Here is a 26,996-nt window from a genome sequence, read left to right on the forward strand (position 1 = left end):
GTGTTTAGCGTATGAAGCTTAAGAAACATTGGAAGCTAGAGCCGAAATCATTTCGGTTCAAAGTGATTTTTATTTCAATTATTTGCCTAGTTATCCCTGCGACAATCTCGTTGTTTATCTATAATTACTTAACCACCGATACGCTGAAGGAACAGGCGCTTTCAAATGCCAATCGCGAACTGACAATAGCGAATGAATACGTGGAAAAGCTATTGGAAGACATGCTTTACATAACAAATTTTATCCAACTGGATGCGGAAATGAATACCATTCTAAAAGAAAAAGCGAAAAGTACCAGTGACCCCACATCATCAGAGTATGAAAGATTTATGGATGAAAATAGAATCAATAAAACGATTGAAAATATTACCCTTGTTGGTGAAAAGTCGTATGTGACGATTCTTTTAAAAAATGGAAAATCCTATACGAATTATTCAAGCTGGGAATACGATCCTAATCTTTTGGTTCATGAAGAATGGTTCAAACAATTAAATGACCTCCAAGGCTATGAATCGATATGGATTGGCAGTCAACCAACCATGATCAAATCAGAAGTAAAAAATAATCCATACCAAATATCTGTGGCTAGAACATTAAGAGACGAAAACGTAAAGGTGTATGGATACGTGATTGTCACCATCATGGAGAATAAAATTAATGAACTGTTCAGTGGCTTACAGGGCCACGAAGAAATGATGTTACTGAATGCTTCGAATCAAATCCTTTCTCACCGTGACGATTCAAGAATCGGTGAAAACTTTCAATATAGTTCACAGCTGAAGGAACAGAACTCATCCAATATTTTTCAAATTTCTAAAAAAGATTACTTAATTGCAGAGCATAACATTTCGTTTACAGGGTGGAAGCTGGTGTCACTCGTGCCCTACAAACAGGCTGTCAATAAAATTAACTCAATATTCAATAAAGTGTTTGTGGTGCAAGTTGTTTCCTTTGCTCTTTTCCTTTTTTTAATGGCTTATTTACTGCGAACGATCACCAAACCAATCGTTCATCTTGGAAATGTGGCGCAATCGGTAAAACAAGGGAATTTAACGATTCGTTCTCGTATTCAGAGTAGGGATGAGGTTGGCAGACTATCCGATTCCTTTGATCATATGTTAGATCGGGTGAATGAAATGATTGAAGAGATAACAGATACGCAGGAACGGAAACGTAAAGCAGAGCTTGCCATGCTACAAGCGCAAATCAATCCCCATTTTCTCTTTAATGTCCTGAATTCGATTCGAATGAAAGTGTTAGTAAGAGGAGATAAGGAAAGTGCAAACATGATTAGCTCCTTATCCAAACTGCTACGCATGACGATTGATAAAAATAAAGAAACCATTACCTTTCAAGAAGAAATTCAAATTGTGTTGGATTATATCAATCTTATGAATATGAGACAAAAGGAAGAAGTAAAGGTCGAGCTTTGTTTACATGAAGAAGCCCAATCGATCAGAATTCCACGATTCATCTTGCAGCCAATCATCGAAAACTCGATCATTCATGGGTTGAATCAAAGTGCAGGGACCATCGTAGTAAGAACCGAAATCATCGACTCTCAGATGGTGATTGTGATTGAAGATGACGGTCAAGGCATGGATCACGAAGCATTGGTTCATTTACGAAGAAAGCTAAGTCAAACTTCCGGAATTGAATACAGAAACAGTGAAAATCATAAAGGATTTTCGTCCTTAGGGTTATCTAATGTGTATGAGAGAATGTTTATCACTTTTGGCAAGTCCTTTCAGATGGATATCCAAAGCAAACCTGGAGAGGGAACGAAAGTGTTGTTAACGATTCAAAAAGGAGGCTGTCATCCTGATGTACAAAGTGATGCTAGTTGATGATGATTATCCGGTGTTACAGTTATTATCTGAAACCATTGAATGGGAGAAAATAGGGGTAACGCTGCAAAGCACACATGAAAATGGGGCAAGTGCCTATGAAAAGGCCATGCAAGACATGCCAGATATTTTAATTACGGATATTGGAATGCCCAAAATGAATGGTATCGAACTGACGAAAAAATTAAAAGAGAAAAACCCTAAATTACAGGTAGCTATTTTATCGTGCCACTCCGATTTTGTGTACGCCCATCAAGCATTAAAGCTTCAGGTTCAGGATTACTTGGTGAAAGACACGTTTGACCCAGATGATTTATATGAATTAGTAAAAAAATTCAAGGATACACTTGATGATCAAAATCATAAAAGAATCAAACAAATTCAGCTTCAGGAAATGCTTGATCGGAACAAAGAAAGTGTCAAACAAAGATTTATTAGAAAAGTGATAGATGGGTGTGAAATTCATGAGAAAGAAAGATTAGCAGAGTGCAAATCTCTTGGACTGCATATTGACCAAACCGGTTATGTTGGGTCATTGGCAATGATTCATGACTTTCCTTTAGCAAAAGAAAAATTTGTATCTGAGGATACATTGATGTTTGCGATGAACAATGTCGTTTCAGAAGCCATAGAGAGATTTTGTTCTGGTGCCGTTCATTTTCAACTGGGACCAAGAGAACTATTTGTCTTTTTTCCTTCCTCATTAGTGTTAAAGAACAATGCTCTTTTTGAAGCAAAAGAGAGTATGAAGAAGATCCAGCACGCCATAAAAAAATCAGCAGGCATTTCTCTTTCTTTTCTAGTAGGGGAAGGTTGTAAAACATTAGTAGAGTTCAAGCAGGAAGTAATCACCCTGATCAATAGCAAACACCAGAGTTTTTACATGGAACCAGGGGCCATTGTTGATAAGGCAAGCCTACAGGAGTCCCAAACAGAGGAGTTGTACTCCAAATATGATGAAGCTGCCGCAGAAATGAGAGAGCTCATCATGCTAAGGGACGAAGCTAGAATTCCGGTTTTTGTTACCAAGTGGACATCGTTTCTTAAAGATTATCAATTCCCACCCGAAATGGTTAAGGACTGGGTTCTAAAATTATTATTGGATTTAAGAGGAAAGCTTCAAGCCCTTCAGTTTTTCCGGTCTCAACATACAGTGGAACATATGCATAATGAAATTCTCGATATTCAATTTGTAAGTGAATTGCATACGTGGTGGATTCATTACTTTAAAACAACGTTAACGTTAGTAAATGAAGTGTACCAGCAAACAAGACGTAAAGAAATACTAGATGCATTTAAGTATGTTTCTTTGCATATTGAAAAGAAGATCAGCCTAGACGAGGTGTCTAGCCATCTGTACCTCAATCCCAGTTATTTTAGCCGTTTGTTTAAAAAAGAGGTCGGTGAAACGTTTGTTGAATACGTAACAAAAATGAAAATCAATCGAGCGAAAGAATTACTAGAACAAACAGCCGATTCCGTAGGGAAAATATGCGAAAGACTAGGGTATGACAACCAAAGCTATTTTATAAAAATCTTTAAAAACTATGTCGGCGTCACACCGATCGAGTTTCGAACAGGGAAGATGTAAGGATTAGTAAAGTATATTTGAATGGATTTGAGTGGAGGGTGGCGACTCCTGCGGGAAAAGCTTAGATTTTAAAGAAAGTTGTACGATTTCTAAGAAAGGTATACCGTTTATAAAAAAAGTTGAACTGTTTATAAGAATGTCGAACCGTTTAAAAATGATGTCCCTGAATATTCTACTTTTGATTTTTCTTCTTGAACAATAGGAGCAGGTTTATATAACAAGGATTTTTATAATAAAGGAAAACTTCCCTTCAATGTAGAACAATTGTATTAGTTTGTTTAATTAGAGGTGAAAACCAATGGGGAAAAAGCCTTCGTCTTACTAGCTGGGGGCTTCGGAATGTATTCGAAATATGCTGTTTTTTCAAATCTATACGTGTTTCTTATCAGTAAAATCATGTGATTGTTGGAGTTTCTAACTTTTTACATATTTTTCATTCTCTGAGAAAACAATAAAAACACTAAATAATATCGTAAATCGGAGGATGAACATTGGAGACAAATAGCCCAATTCGATTAACTGCTCCGAAATTGCAAGCCTATGGACTCAATACATTTTTGATACAATGTCCATTTGTTTCTTTCGTTATGCACTCGAACATATCGAAGATCAGGAAGTCAAATCGATCTACCAAACTTCCCTTGAATTATCCAAAAAGCATGTCCAAGAAATTACAGTATTCATGTTAAAAGAAAATCACCCTATTCCACGTGGGTTTACAGAAAAAGACGACGTAAACATTTACGCACCACGTCTTTTTCAAGACTCTTTCTACCTAAATTATATTTATATCATGACTTTGCAAGGAATGACTGGGTATGCTTTATCTGTTAGTAATTCAGTTCGTTCTGACTTACGGAAGTATTACATAACCTGTATGTCCGAAACGATGGAGCTTTTTGATCAATCCATTGATTTAATGCTTTCAAAAGGACTTTTTACTCGACCTCCTATTATTACACCACCTGAATCAATCGATTTTGTAAAGCACCAAAGTTTTTTAACTGGATGGTTAGGAGATCGTCGTCCGCTGAATGCTATGGAAATAGGAGATATTACTTTCAATATGCTAAAAATGCATTTACATGCTGGTTTAAAAGTGGGATTCATCCAAGTAGCACAATCAAAAGAGGCTCGTCTACATTTCAAGAGGGGACTGGACATTGCCAATAAACACATAAAAATATTTGAATCGGTACTTAAGGAAGATAAATTAAATTCACCTATTTCCTGGCAATCAATGATCACGAACTCTACTTCAATGACCTTTTCAGATAAATATATGTTGTACCAAATTCAATTGTCTACACAATTAACTCTTTCATATTATGGTTCAGCTTTGAGTGTTAATGCAAGAAGAGATTTAGGTGCTGATTACTTACGACTAATTTTAGAACTTTTACACTTTGCAGAAGACGGAGCAAACCTAATGATAAAAAATGGATGGTTAGAGCAGCCTCCAACAGCAAGTGATCGAGAATCGCTTGCAAAGGAAAGGAATGATAAATAATATTTCGGAAACTGGAAGCTAGGAACAATTCCTAGCTTTTGGAATTTTTGGCTATCTTTTACCTCCTAACTCTCCGAGCTACCTACTTCTCCTCTTTGATAAAGAAAGGTTTGACTTTTGAGTTTATGAAACGTGGAATAAAACATATCCACTTACCTAGACCCTCTTACTTAGTGGATATTAGATTGAAAGATATTCCGATTAGATTGTTTATCATAAATATGGTCATAACGGCCATTTATACAATTGGTGTACTATCAAGCCTTATATGCATCTTTAATAGCTCCAGAAAGAGCATCGACCTCTATAATGGCATCGGGACTTATTAATGGAGTGGCAACGAACCTACTTACCATATTTATTGACCCGAAAATTTCTATACTTGCTGATGATGTTATTAATCAAAGGGGAAGTTATACCAATCTAAAGGCTGTATCGCTAATGATGATTACCTCTCGTTTGTTAGGTACATTACTAGCTCAATTGTTCTTTATACAAGGGGCTGAATATATCGCTTGGTTTACCAAATTCATTGTATAGGAAAATAACGTTGGCATTGATTCGGATGAAGAATTAATGCCTATATTTTTTATAGTTGTAGTCCCAATTTATTGGATTTTACTAATCTGAGGTCATAATACGAAATAACAGTAAATAGTTGAAAGGAAATACATATATTTCACCTATCCATAGTTGCGCCCATAAACTAAGAGTGGGTGATGTATATGCAAAAACGGAATAAATGGGACATAACGTCTTATCATCAAAAATATTTCCGTCCATCTTGTTTGAAGGCTTTAAATTTAAGATTTAACAGTTCTGAGTTCTTTTCACTTTTTTCTGAAAAAACTCATGACCAAATCAAATTACCTTCTGAATTGACTAGAACCCCCGAAGATACCCTTCTTAATTATTTTAGCGTCCTGCGTGAAGCTGAATATATGGGTGGGAGGAGTTGCGGTTCGGTTGGTCAGGCACGTACTCCATTTCCAATTGCCTATAATTTTCTGTCTAAAGAGTATCAAAATAAATTAAGCTATGATGAATATTTTAATTCGTTTGCTGGGATAGGGCATACGAGTTTAATAAAGCTTTTTCGAGTACCTGATGGAAAAAGAGACATAAAGTTATTTTATGAAATTGAAACGATTGAAGGGTTTAAAGGTAAGCGAGCGGAGTATTTTGGTTATTCATACGGATTTATTTATCTTATTCATGAAAAAGAGGGTTTTCGAATCTCAGATTTGAGTAAGTTTGAAGAGGATTTTTTATGTGCACCATATCATGGTTGGGACCATGACGGGGAAGCTGTCATAGAAGTGAAATATGGGAGTTGGTGCAAATTAATACAACAAATGTACCCAACTGTGAAAAATGGATACTTTAAAAATATTTATTTTCTTGGTACGGATGGAGCTGATTATTGTTTTATTTTTGTTACATTGACGAATGGGACTGATGTAGAAATTGCTCAATATCGAAAACTAAGCAATGATATGTGGATACAGGTGAACATGAATCCCGAAGAAGAGTGTTTAACAAAAAAAGGACGTTAATACCGGGTTAACGTCCACCCGCAGCGGAAATCTAGCAGTACTGTTTAATAGCGGTCCACCTCTTTATGAGGTGGCTTTTTTTTTATTCACCGTAGGAAAATAAGTCAAAATAGTGTAGTGATACATCAAAATACTGTTAATAAAGAAAATTAGTATTCTTTTATAATAAAACTATACAAAAAATCGAGGTGAAAAAGATGAGTGCCAACACTGAACTCTCCAAACCAGCAAAGGTGGTTGGAAGACGTACGACTCGAAAAATGAATAAAGAGAAAAATGAAAATGTAGCAGGGCTGTTATTTGTCTCTCCCATGCTCATCGGTGTGTCCGTTCTCGTATTGATTCCTATTTTGGCGACATTTGTACTGAGTTTTTCCGAATGGAGTTTTATTACCCCATTATCACAATTGCATTGGGTGGGATTTGATAATTTTACAAGACTGTTTGAAGATCCTGTCTTTTTAAAATCACTCTTAAATAACGCGATCTTCATCCTGACCGTTCCGATCTGTATGATTATCTCCCTTTTATTGGCTATTACGATTGATCGGAATGTGTATCTAAAAGGATTTTTTAAAGTAGCCTTTTTTATGCCATATATTTCGAGTGTGGTGGCGATCGCTGTTGTTTGGCAGGTGCTATTCCATCCATCTGCTGGGCCGATTAACCAAGTCTTGATGTCTCTTGGAATCGACAGTCCTCCAAAATGGATTGCTGATCCGAACTTCGCCCTGATTTCCATTATGCTCATTCAAGTCTGGGTATCGATTGGCTTTAATATGATTATCTTTCTAGCAGGCTTGCAAAATATTCCTAAGGATCTGTATGAAGCAGCAGATATTGATGGAGCGAATGCATGGGTGAAATTCAGACATATTACGGTACCGATGATCTCTCCAACGTCCTTCTTCTTGTTCATCACGGGTATCATCTCAACCTTTAAAGTATTTGATCTCGTGGCGGTATTAACCAAGGGAGGACCTATGCATTCGACCTCCATGATTGTTTGGAACCTTTATGAAACCGCTTTCGTGAATTTAAAAATTGGGCCCGCTTCAGCAATGGCCGTCGTACTTTTTGTAATTGTATTCGCTATTACCATTATTCAATGGATTGGACAGAAAAAATGGGTGAATTATTAAGGGGGGGGAGTAAGAATGACAAAGTCCTTAGGAGTGAAAAAAAGTGTTATCACAGTGATGATGCTTGCAGTGAGTATCTTGTTTTTGTTGCCTTTTGTTTGGATGCTTTCGACATCCTTTAAAATTGAAGCCGATGTGTTTAAATTTCCTATTCAGTGGATTCCAGAACGATGGAATGGCTTTAATAACTATAAAGAAGTTTGGTTCGGGGATTACCCGTTTTATGTGTATTACTGGAACACGATTAAAGTAACGGTTTTAACCACCTTGGTTTCTGTCGTTGTTTCGGCACTTGCAGCATACGGATTTTCAAAGGTAAAGTTCCCGTTTGGAAAATTCCTTTTTATCATCGTGTTAGCCACTTACATGGTGCCACCACAGGCGATTCTTGTTCCGCAATTTATTTTATTTCGAAAAATTGGTTTGTTTGACAGTCATTTAGGACTGATACTGCTTGGAAGCTTTAGTGTGCTTGGAACATTTATGCTCCGCCAATTTTTCATGAGTATTCATAATGATCTGATCGAAGCAGCCAAAATTGATGGTGCGGGCCATTGGAAAATATTCTGGTCGATCGCCTTGCCAATCGTAAAGCCAGCCATAGCCACCTATGGAATCCTCAGGTTTATCTGGACGTGGAATGATTATCAAAATCCATTGATATTCCTACGAACGGATCACTTATTAACGATTCAGCTGGCCATGCAAAAATTCACCACCATTAATGGCGAATTCTACTCGTTGATCATGGCAGCAGCGGTTTCAGCGATTCTTCCGTTGGTGATTGTATTTATTATCGGTCAAAAACAGGTGATTGAAGGAATTGCGCTAGGTGGAGTCAAGGGCTAGGAGGGTAAACTTTGAATACTTCAGATTTTAAAAGCTTGCTAGATATGGAAGCTCCATTATTGTTTGATACTAACGAAGCGAAGAATCATTGGTGGAGGAAGGTAAAGAATACCCCAACCTACCAGCCATTTCTCGATGAAATTCAAATGGAAGGGAAAAGATTACTTCAAGAAAAAGAGCCAGAACTATCGTATTCTTTGTTTAAGCTTTTTGAAGAAAATGGCTCACGAGTGGAATATGAAAAGGTGTATTTTGAAAAAAGAAGGCGTCTGACTACCTTTGCCATTATGGTATTACTCGAACCTGACAATATAGTGTATCGAGAAGAATTAGAAAATTGTATTTGGTCCATTTGTAATGAGTATTCTTGGTGCCTTCCTGCTCATTTATTACACAGCAACGAAACATCAACGAATATACATTACTCCTTGCATACCCCGATGATACAGCAGTATTCGATTGACTTGTTTGCTGCAGAAACAGCCTTTTCGTTGGCAGAAATATTGAAACTAACCGAGGACTCTTTGTCACCGTTAATATGTAAGCGCATTTATGAAGAAATATATAAAAGGATTTTTTCTTCTTTCATTCGCACCACCTTCAAATGGGAAACCGAGACCCATAATTGGGCAGCTGTTTGTGCAGGTTCGATCGGGGCAGCGGCCTTTCATCTAATAGATGACCAAGAAGAGTTAGCCATCATTTTAGAAAAGGTACTACCAGCGATGGATTGTTATTTGAGTGGATTTAATAAGGATGGTTTTTGCCTCGAAGGCTATGGATATTGGCAATATGGCTTTGGATACTATGTCTATTTTGCCGATTTATTAAAAAAGCGGACTTTAGGGAAACTGGATTTATTTGCTTCAGAGAAGATTCATCAAATCGCCTTTTTTCAACAAAGATGTTTTTTAGAGGACCATCTCGTGGTGAACTTTTCGGATGCCGTTCCGACAGCTTCTGTCTATTTAGGACTCAGTCATTATTTGAGTCAGATTTACGGTGATGTGGAGGTTCCTAGACAAGAGCTTCGGGCAAAGTATACAGATGACCACTGCAGCAGATGGGCACCAGCCATCCGAAATCTTTTGTGGTTTGATGAAAATGCTGAAGAAAAGGCTTGGGGAAGTGGAACCTTCTACTCAAAAGATTCAGGATGGATGATTTCAAGATATCATGAACCCACGGGAAGTTTTTCCTTTGCGGCAAAAGGTGGGCATAATGATGAACCGCATAATCATAACGATCTTGGTCACTTTATCCTGCAGGGGAATCAAGAGGTATTTTTAAAGGATTTAGGATCGGGCTTATACAATAAAGATTATTTCGGTGAGAAGCGTTACACCTTTGTAGGGAATGGGTCACAGGGGCATTCGGTTCCGATCATTAATCATCAATACCAGGTAGAGGGCGAATCTCATTTTGCTAGAATTCTACAGGCGGATGCAGGAGAAGAGGTCGATTTCTTTGAGTTGGATCTAGTTAAAGCCTATGAAGTGGACACATTATCATCATTGATACGGAAGTTTTCATGGGTAAAAAAGAATCTACCTAAGCTGGTTTTGGAGGATACCTACACCTTTACCGAACAACCGGTATTGATCATTGAACGATTGATTGTTCCATCTCTACTGATTACAGAGGAAGAGGATGGTGTAGTTTTAGAAGGAAAAAGTAGAGTAAGAATTTTATATGATAAAAGACAGCTGTACTTAGATGTGAAAAAGTTCGAGTTTATCAATCATTCTGGTGTAACAGAAGAACACTTGGCACTCGACTTTACCGTTTTACACCCAGTTAAGAATTGTAAAGTAGAGTTGGTTTTTCAATTTGAATAAGGAGGAATAGACGATGACCGAACAATTGCTTTGGGTAAACACCGCTTGGGAACAGATCGTGAAAAAAATAGAAAGAACCAGTCAGCGAATGGGGGCGAATTTTCCTCATGCGAGTAAAGATGGTCAATACGATTTAGCCGAGCCGTATTGGTGGACGGCTGGTTTTTGGCCAGGAATATTGTGGCAGGTGTATCGAGATACGCAAAACAAGGAATTAATGAATCTAGCAGAGGAATGTGAACAGAAGCTGGATGCTGTTCAACAAAATTACTATCGACTGGACCATGATATGGGATTTATGTGGACCTTAACGAGTGTGGCTCATTATAAGTTAACAGGAAATGAGGATTCTAAGCGGCGTGCGTTGTTAGTAGCGAATCTATTGATGGGCCGCTTTAATGTGAATGGAAACTTTATTAGAGCCTGGAATCCATGGACAGAGGGCGAAGACAATAGTGGGGTGGCGATTATCGATTGCTTAATGAATCTTCCTCTCTTGTACTGGGCATCAGGAGAAACAGGTGATCCAAGATTTAAGAGTGTGGCGAAAAAGCACGCCGATACCGTGTTAGAGCATTTTATTCGCAGTGATGGCGCCGTTCATCATATTGTTCGATTTGATCCTGAAACGGGAGAAAGAATCGAAGCGTTAGGTGGCCAAGGGTATGCTCCATTTTCTGCCTGGTCAAGAGGAGCGGCATGGGCCATTTATGGGTTGACGTTAAGCTACCATTATACGAAGGAAGCAACCTATTTAGAGGCAGCTAAAAGAGTCGCTCATTTCTTTCTCTCACACCTTCCTGAAGATCTGGTACCGGCATGGGATTTCCGCCTTCCACATGATGTGGAGTCACCAAAGGATTCATCTGCGGGTGCGATTGCCGCTTGTGGCCTTCTTTTATTAGCAGAAAAGGTGCCTTCTACAGAAGCAGCCACTTATCAAAAGGCGGGAGTGAACATTTTAGAATCACTATATAAAAACTATGGGGATTGGGAAGGCACTGAAGAGGGGTTAATTTTACATGGAACAAGCCATTTCCCAGAAGGAAAATACACTGATAATCCCCTTATTTATGGTGATTACTTTTTTGTAGAAGGAATGGCTAGATTAAAAGGTTATAGAGAATTATTTTGGTAGATTTTTGCTAAAAGGAAGGAGGAATGGTGTCGATGTTAAAGCTCGATTTACCCATTCAAAGGAATCCACTCAAAACACGCCAAGATCTCATTGATTCATTATCGCAAATCCTAAAACCGTTAAAACCCTTGTATAGCAAGGGCAAAGCACGGCTTGAAATAGGAAACACGGGAACTAGTTACTCGGATTGCATTGCAGGAATGGAAGGCTTCTCTCGAATTCTATGGGGACTTGTTCCGCTTATGGCAGGCGGAGAAAGCTCAGACATGTGGGATGATCATTTACAAGGGATTAAAAATGGAACGGATCCGTCCCATGAGGAGTATTGGGGAGAGATTACGGACTTTGATCAACGTGCGGTGGAAATGGCTGCGTTTGGGTATGCCCTTGCCCTAGTTCCTGAGAGAATTTGCGATCCCTTAAATGACCTTGAAAAAGAAAACCTATTTCAATGGCTGAATCAAATCAACCAAATCAGCGTGTACGATTGCAACTGGCTGTTTTTTCCGGTGCTTGTGAATCTTGGTTTCAAGCGGGTAGGTCTACCGTACGACCGGGAGAAGTTGAAGCATAACCTCAATCGTATCGATGAATTTTATTTGGGTGATGGCTGGTATTCAGACGGTCCTGATGCTCACTGTGATTATTATGGGCCATTCGCCATTCATTTTTATAGTCTTCTATATAGCAAGTTAATGAGAGAAGAGGACCCTGTACGGGCGGAGCGTTACCGAAGTCGAGGGGAATCCTTCGCAAAAGACTTTATCTATTGGTTCGCTAACGATGGATCAGCTCTTCCTTATGGAAGAAGTTTAACGTATCGATTTTCCCACTCGGCCTTTTGGTGTGCATTAGTGTTTGCAGAAGTGGAACCATTTTCTTTAGGTGTATTGAAAGGAATCATTCTAAGAAACCTTCGCTGGTGGTTTAGTCAGCCGATATTTGACTCCAAGGGTTTGCTCACAATCGGGTACCGTTATCCAAACTTAGTGATGGCAGAAAACTATAACTCTCCAGGTTCACCTTATTGGGCTCTGAAAACCTATATGGTGTTGGCTTTGCCTGAAACACATCCATTTTGGACAACAGAAGAGGAGCCATTACCAGCATTAAAGGAAAAGGTGACCCAAGCCTCTCCTCGATTGATTGTCCATCGACAAGAGGAAAGTGATCATGTCGTTGCATTTAATGCGGGGTATCAGCACACGAATGAACATCCTCATACGGCAGCCAAATATGAAAAATTCGTCTACTCCAACTTTTTTGGATTCAGCGTTTCTAAAGCAGAGTGGGGATTAGCGCAAGGTGCTTTTGATTCCATGTTGGCGGTCAGTGAAGGCGACAATATTTATCGAGGAAAAAGAATCTGTGAGGAATATCGAATAACCGATGATGTCATCTACACAAGCTGGAAACCATGGTCAGATGTGGAGATCCAAACCTGGATCGTATCAGGAGCACCATGGCATCTGCGTATCCATCGCATTGATACGGGCAGACGCCTCGATTGTGCAGATGGAGGTTTTGCGTTGGGACTAGAGAATAGTCAAATAAATGGTCAAACAGCTAAAATTATTCAACAACCCAAACAATGCGCAAGCTTTTTCCCATGGGGAGCAAGCGGCATTAAAAGCTTAGATGAAAACGGCCAGGCAGAGCTCTTATATCCACATGCGAATACAAATCTTATGCAAGCAAGAACCGTCATTCCCACCATCAAATCTAGTTATCAACCTGGTATACACTGGATGATTAATGCAGTGTTTGGGGAAGTGGGAACGGATGGGGTGATGAATGGATGGGAATCTGTTCCGGAGGTTAAGGTACAAGATGGTAAGATCACAGTTGGTCAAGGGGTGGATCAACTCATCATTCCTTTCTAGGTGTTCTTATTTAATGAAAGGCATTTTAGTTAGAATCAAACCTCACAAAATTACGCATCAAGGAGCAGTTGAACTAAGCCACTGCTCCTTGATCCTTTATGCGTTTTTCTTTTTATCATAGGTTTCTTTCAGTCGCTTGATATCTTCTTTAGGTGGTAAACCAAATAGTCTAGAATATTCACGGCTGAATTGGGATGGACTTTCATAGCCAACTCGGAATGCGACATCGGCAGCACCTGCCGCCTCAGTTAATAACAAATGCCGAGCTTCCTGCAGTCTCAGTTGTTTTTGGAACTGGATAGGGCTCATGGCTGTAACCTCTTTAAAAAGTCTATGAAGCGAAGAGACACCCATTTTTGCTAGTTCCGCTAGTTCCTCCACCCGTATAGCCCGATCATAATGATTCATGATATGTTCAATCGCGTCACTGATTTGATAGGTAGAACTTCCTTCAACCGCAATTTGTCCTAGCGCATCACCATGTCGTCCTTTTAGAACCCTATAGATGATTTCCTTTTTGATAAGAGGATAGAGAATAGGGATATCTTCAGGATGGTCAAGCAAACGAACCAATCTGGTTACTGCGTCTAACAGAGGTAACTCTATCAAGTTAACATACATACCTCTGTTCCTATTTTCCTTTTCATTCACCCCTATTTGAAATTCTCCTAAAACTTCTAAAATTTCATTAGGTGTAAATTCAAGTTTGAGAGCCAAATATGGAACCTCGGAAGAAGCTACCGTTACATGTCCGATAATGGGCAAGTTAACGGATGAAACAAGGTAATCGGCAGGTCCGTACCTAAAGAGCTCCTGTGACAGCATGGCCTCTTTCATCCCTTGGACGACGATACATAAGGAAGGTTTAGTAACACCGTAAAATGGTCCAGCGACATTCGAGTAATGAGAGAAAAATAAAGACGGAATCGCAGTCTCATGACCAACGTCCTGGCCTGTGTGTGACTTAATAAGTTTGGAAAGTTCAGCCTGATATGTATGGACTTCTTTAAACATACAGATCTCCTTTCTTCCATTATGATATCTCAATTGTAATGGAGGTAACTCTGTTGCGAAAGGGGAGAGAGAGGATTAGGCAATGAATTGATAGGAATGGGATATCAGTCGCCTAAGGATTTGTTGCATAATAATTAAGTACGAAGCCTTTCATAAGCGGAGAATAGATGAAACTCACGATTACTAATAGCACAAATTATAAAATACAGGAGGAATTTATATGCAAAAATTAATATTGAATAATGGTGTGGAGATGCCCATACTAGGCTTTGGTGTTTTCCAAATGAATGATCCTAAAGAATGTGAACAAGCCGTTTACGATGCTCTTATGACAGGCTATCGTCTGATAGATACGGCTGCCTCTTATTTAAATGAAGAAGCCGTGGGCAGAGCCATTAAGCGGAGTGGTGTACCAAGAGAGGAATTGTTCATTACAACCAAACTATGGGTTCAGGATGCTGGTTACGAGAGCACAAAGAGAGCATTCGCAAAATCATTAGAAAGACTGCAATTGGATTATTTAGATTTGTATTTAATTCATCAGCCATATGGAGATGTATACGGTTCTTGGCGTGTGATGGAAGAATTATATCGAGTAGGTAAAATCAAGGCTATCGGAGTAAGTAACTTCCATCCAGACCGCTTGATCGATTTAATCCTTCATAATGAAGTGATTCCTGCGGTTAACCAGGTAGAAACTCATCCATTCAACCAGCAAATAGAAAGTGCTCAATTCATGAAAGAGAATCATGTACAAATACAGTCTTGGGGACCTTTTGCTGAAGGGAAAAATGATATTTTCCAGAATGAAGTATTAGTTTCTATTGCAGAAAAGCATAATAAATCCGTTGCTCAAGTGATTTTACGTTGGCTGACACAAAGAGAAGTCGTTGCCATTCCAAAGTCAGCTCGCAAAGAAAGAATCATTGAAAACTTTAATATCTTCGATTTTGATTTGACTCAAGGAGATATGGAGCAGATTTCTACTTTAGACATGAAAGAAAGCTTGTTCTTTTCACATAGAGACCCTGAAATGGTGAAATGGATTGGTACCCGTAAACTTGATATTTAAATACTCTTTTATGTTTCAATAAGGGGGATACAAATGAAAAAGACGATATATCTCATGAGACATGGACAAACATTATTTAATAAAAGAAGGAAAGTTTCTAATTCTATTACACTAGCCTCTGAGTTATTTCTAATAATAGGTAAAAAATACACATAGGCAATTGTCATTTTATGTTAAAATAATCGTGTGTACAAACATTGAATAAGTAATCTTTAATAATTCTGACATGAACAATAATAAGTAGATAAAAATTACTTTAGTCTTTTAAAGGACTTGGCGAGGTGATAGTATGTTAAATAAAATTAAAGCGTTACCTGAAAAGGTGGCATTTTCTATTGGCTTAACATTGATATTGTTTAGTGGATTATTGTTATTTTTATTTTCCGTTTTGTTCCCTATTAGTATTTGGACGACTATAATTATACAAGGTATTGTTTGGTTATTTGCTTTCTTATTTATACAAAGTGCGGCTGAAAAAAGACATTCGCGTAGTAATAAGATATAGAAAAGCATTATATATCAGTTAAAGCGCTTGAGTTAAAGATAACCCAAGCGTTTTTTGTGTTGACCTCGTTATTTCGTTAATTGATCTAGTGCAAATATGTTTAAGAAATAAATCAGGTCGGTTGAGTAAAAATATGAACGGTGGTATAAATATACATATGATTTTCTTCTTATAAAATAATTTATTAGAAAGGAGAAGTATTGATGGAGATTGAACTCGATGAGCTAAGTCCTGCTAAAGAAGATTTTATAAAGTTGCATCAAACAACTGGCTGGAATGCAAAAGGGTTGTATACATATGGCCAATTATATACGGCAATTTGTAACAGCTGGTACTCCATTTCTATCTATCATAATAGAAATTTAATCGGTTTTGGCCGGATTATCTCGGACGGAATTTATCAAACTCTTATTTGTGATGTAATGGTTCATTCTGAATATCAAGGACAAGGTATTGGGAAAAAACTAATGGAAGCATTGCTAAAAAAATGTGAAGAGGAAGGAATTAAGTGGGTTCAATTATTTTGTGCAAAAGGTAAACAAGAATTTTATCCTAAACTAGGCTTTATAAGCCGAGAATCTGATGCACCTGGTATGTCGATATTTTTATAAGCAAGTATTCAACGAACTATATGGGGGAGAAAGCTGGATGTTTGACGATTTACAAGGTGATGCAAATATGAACCATCAACGAAAATTAGTCATATGTCTAGTTACAGAAAAAGCCGATTATCTAATCCTAGTGGAAAAGTAAACCGGCTTTTTTTCTTTATTTCGATCTTAAACACTTAAATTTTACCAACAAATAATTTAATAATACTGTATTGTTACCAATTGATTGGTTTTTTCAGAACCTCTCAATACGTTAATTAGCCCCAATTTATGTGTCACTTCCCAATTGAGGGATGAGAATTTTAAAGTGGGTTCCTAATGATGTACTATCCACAACAACAATATCTCCACGGTGTTCAAAGATGATTTTTTTTACAAACGGAAGTCCCATTCCTGTTCCATCATCTTTGGACGATACAAAGGGATCAAAAATATGGTCCCAATCAGATTCCGGGATCCCTTTTCCCGTATCGAAAAAGTCAATCACAATATAATCTTCATTCATATTTGTAAGAATCGTTATCTTTCGTTCTTCTCTATCTGGGGGAGTCGCTTCTGAACTATTTTTAATTAGATTGATAAACACTTGCTGCAAATATGATTTATTCACAAAGGCCTTTAAAGATTTATGGGAGTCAATTAACTCAATTTCGATATTGTTTTGCTTGGTAAATTCGCTAGACAGTTCAATCGAATCTTTAATGATGGAGACAATGTTCTCCGTCTTAAAGCTCATTTTAGAATGAATAATAAATTCGTTATAATTGAATGAGAGCTGTTCCAATTGATCCGTCGCTTTATAGATCATATCCAAGGCACCCTGCTGCATCTTAGTCAGTTCTTTATCTTCCATGATAAGCTTCGAGAAACCTCTGATAATGGTCGAGGTGTTTTTCATCTCATGTATAAGACTTCCAACAAAGTTTCCCGTAAAGTCTAACTTTTTTTGCCTTTCCCTTAGTTGGTAATAATTAAATTCAATAATGGCGTTCAATTTAATAAATTCAAACATAACCATAATTGAAAAAATAATTACTCCTAAACTTCCCATGATAATACCTGTTTCGGGATTAAAGTTAAATAACCCGAGTAGAAACAAAAGTAATGTATACAAGGAGAATTGTTTTAAGAAACTCCTAATGTTTGTGTTGCGAATTTTTGTGGAGATATAGAATAAAAAGAGCAAAAATATAATTAAACTAGCCATGTGAAAAACATAAACCGCGGCCCATTCACCATATACAGGAAAATAAAACTCAATATCAGATGTGGAAATACGTCTTGTTTCCAAACCTTTCATTCCAAAGTCTGTCCAACTAATGAAATAAACAAAAGAAGTCCATATGATTAAATGAATCATCATTTTCTTAGTAAATATAAAATTGACGACTCTATTTAAGATGGAGTCATTTTTTAAGGTAACCGAAAAACCTTTTATCGTACAATAGGCTACAAAAAAGGTAGCTGGTACGGAGAAGGTTGGAGCAAACCTTAAAATTCTAAATAACCAAAAAGCTGATTGTTCGTCTAACAGATCCGTGTAGTAAAGAACACCTATCCCTTGTTGCCAACCCGATATCATCACCATTAACAAGGTAATTCCTAGAGTTAAATTCGACTTTTTATAAATTTTATTAACACTAAACGCCAACACAATAGGGATCATGCCAATAGCGCAAATCAATAATCCAACAATCATACAAGGTTACTCCTATTACTCTATACTTAAAATTCATGCATAGTTAATTTTACATTAGACAATTAGTACATAGCCATAAGCTAAAATTATAACATAAATAAAAACAAATCCTACCCATTAAATAAGTAGAATTTGTTTCTAACATGGAATTACTCCCACGTGCTCAAGACGTCCACTATACGTAGAATCTGGCTCATATTTTATTCATGAATTTGAATGTAACAAAAAAGATTTTCCTCCGACTAATTAGCTGAGGTGATTCTTATGATAAGGATGAAATTTCTATCCCTATTTATCTTAAGCCTAATTATTTGCACTGTTGGTTGTTCAAATAATAGTCAACATGAAAATGCACGAGATGAGTTATCTGACCAGAAAATCATACAAGGAAGAATTTTAACAATACACTCAAAAGGTGTGTTTCTTGAATTAATGGGTGATTCAAAGAATATATCAGACACAATAAGAGTCAGTGTTGAGGATGAGAAGATGTTAGATAACCTAGTAGAAGAAAAGGATATTTTAGTTTGGTATGATTACATTAGAGAGTCTAACCCTCCCCAGACGCGAGGATTGAAAATTGAACATTTTAATGGATATGAATGACGAAAGTACGTCTCAGTGTATAGGAGGGGGAAAATGAAAAAAATTGGTTGTGTTGTTATATTTGTTTTATTATTGTTTATTTCCAATGGTTGTAAAAATATAAATCCTAAAATAACAGAAGAACAAGCGAAATCAATAGTGATCGAACATCATACGAATAACAATGGTACAGTTGATATTATTTCTGTAACTCACAAAAAAAATGAGTATATTATTGTGTGGGAGAAAGAAGAAAATTGTGAGAACGGAATAGATTATATTGATGACCGAGATGGTGAAATTACAAGGGGTCAGACTACAATATGTTAGTTTTAAGATGATTAGCGAGGAATCCACATAATGAGGTGAGATGTCTTGTAAGAAACTCACATGGAAACATTATTTTCTAATTTGGATAAATTCGGTAGAATAATCGGTTTCCAAGGTCCTAATAAAAGCTACTTCAACACTAATTTTTGATCCTTATCTAACAGGCGATGCTTGATCAAGCATTGCTTTTTCTATTTTTCTGATAACGGTAATTTCTAAGCTCATTTTTATAGGGAGAAAACAATTAACATCATATTGTAAAAACTTTCTTTACTTTAGAATCGTCTAATGGGTGGAAGGGAGCAGATGGCATTGGAAGAAAGTATCATTGAAGACATGATCGTACATGACAGAGAGAAACTAATCGATCAATTAATGGATGACTATGGGCAATCATTATTGCAACTTACCTATTCATACGTTGGTAAGAGGGAGATTGCAGAAGACCTAACGCAAGAGATATTTGTGAAATGCTATCAAAGATTAGAACAATATCAAAGAAAAGCATCTTTAAAATCGTGGATTTGGAGAATTGCCATCAATCATTGTAAGGACTATCTAAGGAGCTGGCATCATAAGCATATCGTTGTTTCTGAGGAAAAACTAAGGCATGCCCCAAGTCAGGAGACAGAGGTGGAAGACCAAGTTATTCAGAGATATGAAGACGAAGAATTAGTAAAAACAGTTTTGAGTTTACCAGATACATACAGGGAAGTGATTTATTTATATTACTTCGAAGAACTTACGATTAAGGAAATATCCTACCTGACAAGTGTGAATCAGAATACGATTAAAACCAGGCTAAAACGAGCAAAAGAAATCTTAAAAGAGAGCTTGGAGGTATAACCATGGAAGATCGTTTAAAAAACATAAAAAATGCTATGAAAAGAACGGTTTTACAGGACCTGAATTTTACGGATAAACATAAAACTAGCATTAGGCGACAAATTAACCAGCTATCTGCAACTTCAGAAGAGGATGTATTATTAGCCATTTTTCAGTTACTTAAAGAAAAACGCACGGGTTTTGAATTGAGTAGACTGTTGCGTGCAAGAGGGATTGAAAAGTTTGAAAACGAAGAGGGCTTCCTCTATATGTCCTTACATAAATTCGAGCATAAGGGGTACTTGAATACCTACTGGGAAGAACCTGATGTTAAGTACTACCAGCTTAGTACCAAGGGCTTAAAATTATTAAAAACCTTTGAAAACAAAGGTGATTGGAAAGCTTACTTGCTAAATGAAATATTGGAGAGGTAATGGATATGAGTAAACTTAAGGAGCATTTCTTAGGGGAAGTATTACAACATATAAGATCAAAAGAAGCGAAGGAAGTTGTCTACAGAGAGCTAAGTTATCACCTAAAAATGTCTAAGTCAGAATTAGTATCTAAGGGGGCAAATGAAAACGAAGCGGAAGAAAAAGCCATCAAACAAATGGGGAGCCCATCAGAACTTGGTACTCACTTTAATAAACTGTATCGTCCTGTTTTTGATTGGAAACTATTTGGTCTTTTTATCATCATTATTTTTATGGGGATATTGCCGATTATAAATGTACAGGAGAATTACTCGGAAAATCTACTGATCAAGCAATTGACATATATAGTTTTAGGAATTTTCATTTCTATGATTGTTATGTTGATTGATTATAGAAAAATAAAGAAACTGGGTTGGCTATTTCTTATTGTAGCGCTTGGATTATTACTTGCCCTGAACTTTATTCCGAACTTGGTTCTTAATGGAGTTTCATATATACGAATCATGGGTTTTACTATTAGTGGGGCATCTCTATTGCCTATCTTTTTGGTGTTTTGGGCGTTTTATCTATCTAAAGAAAAACCAAAATTAATCGTAGTACTAAGTGTTTACTTGATTTCTGTGTTCTTGTTTATGCAATTGCCTAGCTTTCCTGATGTTTTTATTTTTTCTATGTTAGTGTTTATATTGTTTATTTTTAGTTCTTTTAGTAAAAGAAATATTTATACAACCATTGGAGTTTCTTTTGGTCTCCTTCTCACCACTGTTAGTGTGTTTTGGTTTACTACAAAAGAATACCAAAAGGTTAGATTGTTAGCATTTTTAAACCCAACTGAATACGAACATAGTGCAGGTTATATGTACCTGGTTTTAAGAGATTTAAGAACTGCAGGAGGTTGGTTTGGTAATAAAAATACTCCCAAAACTTATGTACATGAATTAACAACAGATATGGTGTTTGCCAATATTACCTATTTTAATGGCTGGATCATTTCTGCGTTCCTTTTCACTATACTATCTTTACTTCTGTATAGATTAATCATCCTTTCTGCACAGGTAAAAGATCATTTTGGTAAGCAACTAATCCTAGGAGTATGTTCATTACTCTCTGCCCAAATTGTATATAATGTTGGAATGATTCTTGGATTATTTCCAATTATATCGATGTCATTACCATTTATTAGTTACGGACTAACGCCAACGGTCTTAAATTCTCTACTAATTGGGATCGTATTAAGCGTGTATCGTAGGAAAAACTTAGTTTTGAATTTATGATTACGTTCCTTAATTGTAAAACCGCTGTCATTAACGATAGCCGTTTATTGTTTTTTGTACCAGAAGAAGATGTCCAGTTAGTAAAAAAGCATTCTATATTGATATTAACGGGTTCGGTTTTCGAGTACATAAACTTAACTAGTAAACAAATTAGCAGTCCAATTCGCAACTGAATTGGACTGCACCTTTTTTGTTGATATCAAGGCTTTCCATAAATGTAATGGTATTTTAGCACCTTAGTTCGCACCTTTTTTAACAGGATGACCAAAGTTAGTGTCAGTGTTCGAATTTGTTTGTTAATTTAATTGGGGATTGATGTGCTGAGAGTGGTAGGTAGGTTTTTGGATTTTAAGTTAGAAAAGATTCTGTTGTTATTCATTGTGGACTTTTTCGAGGAGGTATAGGAATTCATAGGCGGAGAAATTCAGGTTAATGTGTATAGTAAGGGCTCAAGAAGCAGATATAAGCGGATATATTCCGATTAACTTCTATATATACCTAAATCTAAAGATTAGGTTCATATAAGCGGAAAAACTCCGCTTATTTTGCGGGAAATGTTGGTATTTCCCGAAATAAACGGAAATTCTCCGTTTATTTTTCAAAATTAGTGAAACCAATGTATAAAATGCTTGGAGAAACAATGTTCCAAGCATTTTTGCTTATCAAATTTCCTGTAATTTAAGTGTGAAATACCGTTGGAATAGCAAGGTTAGTTCTAATATTTTGTACTTCAAAACCGAACTATCTATATTGATATTGAATGGTTTTTATCTTTATCAAAATTTGGGGATGTATTAGAGTGTGTGTGACCGCTTGAAAGAGTTGATACAGTTTTCATGGAAGAATAAAATCAAGTTGAAGTAGCCGTATATTTTCTGCCATACATTACAACGAAGTTGAAGTATTTGTAAATGCTGTCAACATCTTTAAAACCACTTTCATTTAACCAGCTCAACTGTTCGGCTAAAGTGGACATCTTATCTAACTTAGTCCGTTCATATGCAGAATGAATTTCTTCTTCTGTTAAACCACTCTTCTCGATTTTAATTTTCCAGTCATTTTTATATATTTTTTCTAGAGAAGCTGTTTGTCCTAGAACTTGGTCTGCATTTACAAAAATTCCACCATCATTTAATAACTTATAAATTCGTTTGTATAAGTTTTTCTTTTCCAAATCTGTTAGATGGTGTATAGATAGAGAGGATACAATGATGTCATACTTATGTCGAAACTCATAAGAGGTATAATCAGCAATGATATAACTTATATTTGTTAAATTAGAAAAGCGATCTTTAGCAATATTTATCATTTTTTCTGAAATATCAATAAGAGTAATTTTCGCTTCAGGATATTTATTTAAAATAAAAGATGAAAATAAACCAGTTCCTGAACCAATATCTAAAACAGTTGGCGATGAAGAGGAAGTGTTCATTATTGATACTGGTATAGAATAAAAATCATCAAAACATGGGATCAGTTTACTTCGTTGAGAGTCATATTTTTCTGCATTCTCATTAAATTTTTGAACAATGGAATCTCTTGAATTTTTGTAAACCATTGTAATTATTCCCCCTTTAACTTGTTAATTGAATTATAAAGAATATTATCTATAATTAAAATTAACTAATTTGATAGTTTTTAATAACAAATCGTTATTACGTTTAAGGGTGGGGATTATGGATATTAGATGGATAAAAACATTTATCATATCTGCAAAATATGAAAATTTCAGAAAAGCTTCGGAGGAATTATTTTTAACTCAACCTGCTATCACAAAACATATTAAAAAGCTTGAAGAGGACCTTAATATTCAGTTATTTGAACGGAAAGGGAAAACAGTTACCCTGACTCCAGCAGGGTATAAATTTCTTCCTTTTGCAAAGGAATTCGTCTCAAAGTATGAACAAGGGATTGACAGCTTTGAATCCTGGAAACAAGGCTATAATCGAAAGTTAACTATTGCGACAGCACCTCAAATTGCATCATCGTTTTTACCATCGTTGTTACGAGCATTTATAGACGAAAATCCAGATATAGAAGTGTTTATAAATGTCATTAAATCATTTGAAATAGGTGATGAAATAAGAGATGGAAAAGCAGATTTAGGACTATCAAGAATACTGCCTTTACAAGCAAATCTAAAAATTGAAACTATACACGAAGAACCAGTAATTTTAGTTGGAGCTAATACATACCAAGACAGCAGCAATGTTGTGGAAAGCGAAGCATTATCTAATTACAGACTTATCACTCACAATCACCCTGATTATTGGGACTCTTTATTAAATGATGTGAAGAGGCACTACCCAACAGTTCGAACTATGGTAGTAAACCAAGTAGAAGTGACAAAAAGATTTATAGAAAATGGTCTTGGTGTTTCATATTTACCTTATTCAATGGTTAAAGAAGAAATAATAAAAAACAATCTTTTAGAGATAAAGTCTGAAAAAGTCTCAACACCTACTTCTACAACATACGTACTAACAAAAGTAGAAACAAATGAGGTAAGGAGTTTTATTACTTTTTTAAGAGAGGCTTTAAAAGAGAATTAAAATTTGGCTTTTTGAACTAATGAGGGCATTGAGTGGCATTGCTCCAAAAGGCTGAATTAATGCCCTTTGATATAAAAATCCTTATTAATCAAAAGGAGCAGGATTATTAAACAAATAATTAAAAAAGAGGGATTATGTGAAAAGCTATTATGCTATATTCTTTTGTTTAGCAATTACATTACATAATTTAGAAGAAGCCATATGGTTACCTAAATGGTCTCAGCTTGATTCATCCTTTCAAAAAACAGTAACACCCAATGAATTTCATTTTGCAGTGTTGATCATTACTGCACTTGCATATTTAGTGGCTTTTCTGTATTTAAACTTTTCAGAATCAAATATAATTAAGTGGGCATTCATTGGCTTTATAGGCTCTATGATTTTTAATGCAATTTTTCCCCATCTAATAGCTACTTTATTAATGAAAACATACGCACCTGGTTTAGCTACAGCTCTACTATTAAATATACCAATCAACACCGTTATACTTTTTAAATTACATGAATTAAATTTGGTTACTCTAAAAGAAATAATTGTATCAACAGTTGTAATTGGAATAATTTTATTAGCTATGATTCCTCTTTTGTTTATGTTCGGAGGAAATTTACTAAATTATTAATTGAATAAAACCTTTCAATGGGGAGAGATCACTTTTTTCACTAAAGTAGGTTAGGGTAGAATATTAGTCAGGCTTAGTGAACTTCTGTAATGAATGAAAATGGGTAAGAACCTCTTGGTAGATTGAGAGAGTCCTAAAGCCTGCACGTGAAAGGGACAAACTCATTTAACCAGGAGGATAAAAATGAGTTTTTACCAAAATGAAAAGATTGCTAAAAGCACTTCTCAGACTCTTAATATAGGTGTTGATATTGCCAAGTTCAAGCATGTCGCACGTGCACAGGACTATATTTCGCTCCTTCAAAAAAGTTTACTATTACCAAAAAATCCTGAATGAAAAGTATGGTCTATATTAAACTTAAAATAAAAATATAAACCCGGCGAAATAAATGCTTATCGACAACTTAAAGTTTTGTGAAGGATTGCAATTAAATAACGATGCAATCCTTTAAATAGGGATTCCACCGTTATTGAACAAACGGGGGAGGTTTATGAAAGAAGACATTTCTGTAAAAGAGCCCTTGAGATATTATTTATTTATAGTTAGATTGTGAATATATGCACTTAAAAGTTGATAATTATTAATACAGATTATCAAGAATATTGCCTGAATATTAGAGGGATAGATCTCATGTATCCTTTTAACACTACTTGGTGAATTTTCGTTACACACAAAACATACTCCATAGACAACATTTATTAATGGACAAATAGGTCAATCAGTTTGTAAGAGCTTGTTTTAGCCTACGAATACCAATTTGTATTTCCTCTATTGAAAGATTCCCATAACCTAATATTATTTTATTTTGGTGCATCTCCTTTTGAATTGTATGTAGTTCTACAGGGTAAACCTTAACTCTATGTTCCTTCATGATTTTATTTACTCTTTCTTCCCCAAAAACAGTGTTTTGAAATTCTGCGATCAAATGTAATCCAGTTGAATCACCTGAGATTTTAACCTGAGTTCCGAACTCTTCTGCTAGACATTTTTTAACATAGTCTCTTCGTATTTTATATATCTTTTTCATTTTTCTAATGTGTCTTTCCAAGTGCCCTTCATCTATGAAACGAGCAATAGTAAGTTGTTGTAATGAAGGGGTGTGAAGGTCTGTAAACCATTTTAAATCCTTACAACGTTTAGTTAAGGAAGGAGGAAGTATTAAATATCCTAATCTAAGTGCTGGTGACAATATCTTGCTAAAAGTTCCAATATAAATCACTCTCTCAGGGTCAAGCCCTTGAAGTGAGTTAATCGGAGCACCTAGATAACGAAATTCACTGTCATAATCATCTTCCACAATAAAGCAATCAACTTTCCTTGCAAATTGTATAAGTTGAGTTCTTCGCTGAATAGGCAATGTCCCTCCAAGTGGGAACTGATGGGACGGTGTGACAAAAATAAAACTAGGCTTCTTATTTAAAGGAATTAATTCTGTAATCATTCCTTGTTCATCCACAGGTATGGGATAAAGCGATGCACCTGGAGAAGTAAATATTGTTTGAATTTCATGAGTAATAGGATCTTCAATCATTACTTCATCTCCAGGAGAAAGCAATAATTTAGCTAAAAGAGATAAAGCTTGAGTTGCTCCAGAAGTAATTATTAACTGGTCAGGATGGCAGTGAACCCCCCTTGTTCTTTTTAGGTAGCGGGAAAGGATATGACGTAATTCTACTCTTCCTTCAGGATAACCATAACCGAATACAGAATTTGATGTATCTGTACAGACTTGTTTTGCGATTTGACCCCATGTATTTCTTGGAAACATATCTAACGCAGGTATACCTGAGCGAAAATCAATGATATCAGTTTTATCCTCTTTTAAGTGGTGCATTTCAAAAAAGGAAAGGAATTCTGTTTTTTCTTGTTGGTCCAAGTAAGCTCCTTCGGCTACGTATGTCCCAGAACCTTGTCTTCCTTCAATAAATCCCTCTGCTAATAATTGTTCATAAGCTTCTACTACCACATTTCTCGATACCCCTAGGTTGGAGGCAAGTTCACGGGTAGGTGGAAGACAATCCCCCGCCACAAGTTCTCCATGTAATATTCGTGTGCGGATTTGTTCATAAACCTGGCGAATTAAAGGAATATCCATTGTTCGATCAATTGGTAACCAAATCAT

The 26,996-nt window shown here is 36.2% G+C and carries 23 protein-coding genes and 1 pseudogene; 20 read left to right on the plus strand and 4 right to left on the minus strand.

Annotated elements, in window-relative coordinates; translation table 11 throughout:
- Positions 1–11: 11 nt before the first annotated feature.
- From ACRX5O_RS20425 to ACRX5O_RS20470, 10 genes and pseudogenes are all read left to right on the plus strand, one after another.
- Entirely contained in the window at positions 12–1,847 is a 1,836-nt protein-coding gene (locus ACRX5O_RS20425; RefSeq protein WP_433907663.1) for a sensor histidine kinase, read from the plus strand.
- Positions 1,825–3,438 (plus strand): response regulator transcription factor, encoded by a 1,614-nt coding sequence (locus ACRX5O_RS20430; RefSeq protein WP_433907664.1) that lies wholly within the window; start codon positions 1,825–1,827, stop codon positions 3,436–3,438. Before ACRX5O_RS20425 ends, ACRX5O_RS20430 begins: the two co-directional genes overlap by 23 nt.
- 514 nt (positions 3,439–3,952) lie before the next feature.
- Positions 3,953–4,948: a DUF3231 family protein gene (locus ACRX5O_RS20435; protein ID WP_433907692.1), complete on the plus strand. Its 996-nt coding sequence runs from the start codon at positions 3,953–3,955 to the stop codon at positions 4,946–4,948.
- A gap of 50 nt (positions 4,949–4,998) precedes the next feature.
- Positions 4,999–5,488 (plus strand): annotated as a pseudogene (locus ACRX5O_RS20440) (lipid II flippase family protein); the annotation flags it as partial.
- Between the two features lie 185 nt (positions 5,489–5,673).
- Positions 5,674–6,504: a hypothetical protein gene (locus tag ACRX5O_RS20445; RefSeq protein ID WP_433907665.1), complete on the plus strand. Its 831-nt coding sequence runs from the start codon at positions 5,674–5,676 to the stop codon at positions 6,502–6,504.
- Positions 6,505–6,764: 260 nt separating this feature from the next.
- Complete coding sequence (locus tag ACRX5O_RS20450) at positions 6,765–7,646, plus strand: carbohydrate ABC transporter permease (protein ID WP_433907693.1); 882 nt, start codon at positions 6,765–6,767, stop codon at positions 7,644–7,646.
- A gap of 15 nt (positions 7,647–7,661) precedes the next feature.
- Complete coding sequence (locus ACRX5O_RS20455; protein ID WP_433907666.1) at positions 7,662–8,495, plus strand: carbohydrate ABC transporter permease; 834 nt, start codon at positions 7,662–7,664, stop codon at positions 8,493–8,495.
- Between the two features lie 11 nt (positions 8,496–8,506).
- The gene (locus ACRX5O_RS20460) at positions 8,507–10,333 is read left to right on the plus strand and encodes a hypothetical protein (protein ID WP_433907667.1); all 1,827 of its coding nucleotides are present in this window, start codon (positions 8,507–8,509) and stop codon (positions 10,331–10,333) included.
- Between the two features lie 13 nt (positions 10,334–10,346).
- Entirely contained in the window at positions 10,347–11,471 is a 1,125-nt protein-coding gene (locus ACRX5O_RS20465) for a glycoside hydrolase family 88 protein (protein ID WP_433907668.1), read from the plus strand.
- 32 nt (positions 11,472–11,503) lie between these two features.
- Positions 11,504–13,354 carry a DUF2264 domain-containing protein gene (locus tag ACRX5O_RS20470; protein ID WP_433907669.1) on the plus strand — a complete coding sequence of 617 codons (1,851 nt, stop codon included), beginning with the start codon at positions 11,504–11,506 and terminating at the stop codon, positions 13,352–13,354.
- 96 nt (positions 13,355–13,450) lie between these two features.
- Here the strand turns inward: ACRX5O_RS20470 and ACRX5O_RS20475 are convergent, their stop codons facing one another.
- Entirely contained in the window at positions 13,451–14,368 is a 918-nt protein-coding gene (locus tag ACRX5O_RS20475; RefSeq protein ID WP_433907670.1) for an AraC family transcriptional regulator, read from the minus strand.
- A gap of 220 nt (positions 14,369–14,588) precedes the next feature.
- Between ACRX5O_RS20475 and ACRX5O_RS20480 the strand changes: the two genes are divergently transcribed.
- Both ACRX5O_RS20480 and ACRX5O_RS20485 read left to right on the plus strand, forming a co-directional pair.
- Entirely contained in the window at positions 14,589–15,440 is an 852-nt protein-coding gene (locus tag ACRX5O_RS20480; protein WP_433907671.1) for an aldo/keto reductase, read from the plus strand.
- A gap of 708 nt (positions 15,441–16,148) precedes the next feature.
- The gene (locus ACRX5O_RS20485) at positions 16,149–16,556 is read left to right on the plus strand and encodes a GNAT family N-acetyltransferase (RefSeq protein ID WP_433907672.1); all 408 of its coding nucleotides are present in this window, start codon (positions 16,149–16,151) and stop codon (positions 16,554–16,556) included.
- Positions 16,557–16,824: 268 nt separating this feature from the next.
- Here ACRX5O_RS20485 and ACRX5O_RS20490 read toward each other — a convergent pair whose 3' ends face one another.
- Positions 16,825–18,255 carry an ATP-binding protein gene (locus ACRX5O_RS20490; RefSeq protein WP_433907673.1) on the minus strand — a complete coding sequence of 477 codons (1,431 nt, stop codon included), beginning with the start codon at positions 18,253–18,255 and terminating at the stop codon, positions 16,825–16,827.
- 264 nt (positions 18,256–18,519) lie between these two features.
- On the opposite strand from ACRX5O_RS20490, the gene ACRX5O_RS20495 reads away from it, so the two are divergent.
- The 5 genes from ACRX5O_RS20495 (at position 18,520) to ACRX5O_RS20515 (ending at position 21,703) form a co-directional block, all read left to right on the plus strand.
- Positions 18,520–18,861, plus strand: a complete 342-nt coding sequence (locus ACRX5O_RS20495; RefSeq protein WP_433907674.1) for a hypothetical protein — start codon at positions 18,520–18,522, stop codon at positions 18,859–18,861.
- A gap of 33 nt (positions 18,862–18,894) precedes the next feature.
- On the plus strand, positions 18,895–19,170 hold the full coding sequence (locus tag ACRX5O_RS20500; protein WP_433907675.1) for a hypothetical protein: 276 nt from the start codon (positions 18,895–18,897) through the stop codon (positions 19,168–19,170).
- A 312-nt stretch (positions 19,171–19,482) separates the two neighbouring features.
- The gene (locus ACRX5O_RS20505) at positions 19,483–20,016 is read left to right on the plus strand and encodes a sigma-70 family RNA polymerase sigma factor (RefSeq protein WP_433907694.1); all 534 of its coding nucleotides are present in this window, start codon (positions 19,483–19,485) and stop codon (positions 20,014–20,016) included.
- A 2-nt stretch (positions 20,017–20,018) separates the two neighbouring features.
- On the plus strand, positions 20,019–20,429 hold the full coding sequence (locus ACRX5O_RS20510; protein ID WP_433907676.1) for a PadR family transcriptional regulator: 411 nt from the start codon (positions 20,019–20,021) through the stop codon (positions 20,427–20,429).
- A 5-nt stretch (positions 20,430–20,434) separates the two neighbouring features.
- The gene (locus tag ACRX5O_RS20515; protein ID WP_433907677.1) at positions 20,435–21,703 is read left to right on the plus strand and encodes an FtsW/RodA/SpoVE family cell cycle protein; all 1,269 of its coding nucleotides are present in this window, start codon (positions 20,435–20,437) and stop codon (positions 21,701–21,703) included.
- A gap of 850 nt (positions 21,704–22,553) precedes the next feature.
- Here ACRX5O_RS20515 and ACRX5O_RS20520 read toward each other — a convergent pair.
- A complete protein-coding gene (locus tag ACRX5O_RS20520) occupies positions 22,554–23,261 on the minus strand; it encodes a class I SAM-dependent methyltransferase (RefSeq protein WP_433907678.1) in 708 nt (235 codons plus the stop codon).
- A 118-nt stretch (positions 23,262–23,379) separates the two neighbouring features.
- Here ACRX5O_RS20520 and ACRX5O_RS20525 point away from each other — a divergent pair, with 118 nt between their 5' ends.
- From ACRX5O_RS20525 to ACRX5O_RS20535, 3 genes are all read left to right on the plus strand, one after another.
- Positions 23,380–24,255 carry a LysR family transcriptional regulator gene (locus ACRX5O_RS20525; RefSeq protein ID WP_433907679.1) on the plus strand — a complete coding sequence of 292 codons (876 nt, stop codon included), beginning with the start codon at positions 23,380–23,382 and terminating at the stop codon, positions 24,253–24,255.
- 136 nt (positions 24,256–24,391) lie between these two features.
- Positions 24,392–24,874 carry an HXXEE domain-containing protein gene (locus tag ACRX5O_RS20530; protein ID WP_433907680.1) on the plus strand — a complete coding sequence of 161 codons (483 nt, stop codon included), beginning with the start codon at positions 24,392–24,394 and terminating at the stop codon, positions 24,872–24,874.
- Positions 24,875–25,057: 183 nt separating this feature from the next.
- Positions 25,058–25,210, plus strand: coding sequence for a hypothetical protein (locus ACRX5O_RS20535; RefSeq protein WP_433907695.1), 153 nt, complete (start codon positions 25,058–25,060; stop codon positions 25,208–25,210).
- 382 nt (positions 25,211–25,592) lie between these two features.
- Here ACRX5O_RS20535 and pdxR read toward each other — a convergent pair whose 3' ends face one another.
- Positions 25,593–26,996: a MocR-like pyridoxine biosynthesis transcription factor PdxR gene (pdxR, locus tag ACRX5O_RS20540; RefSeq protein WP_433907681.1), complete on the minus strand. Its 1,404-nt coding sequence runs from the start codon at positions 26,994–26,996 to the stop codon at positions 25,593–25,595.

This window comes from Robertmurraya mesotrionivorans (assembly GCF_050971805.1).
Taxonomy (GTDB): domain Bacteria; phylum Bacillota; class Bacilli; order Bacillales; family Cytobacillaceae; genus Robertmurraya_A.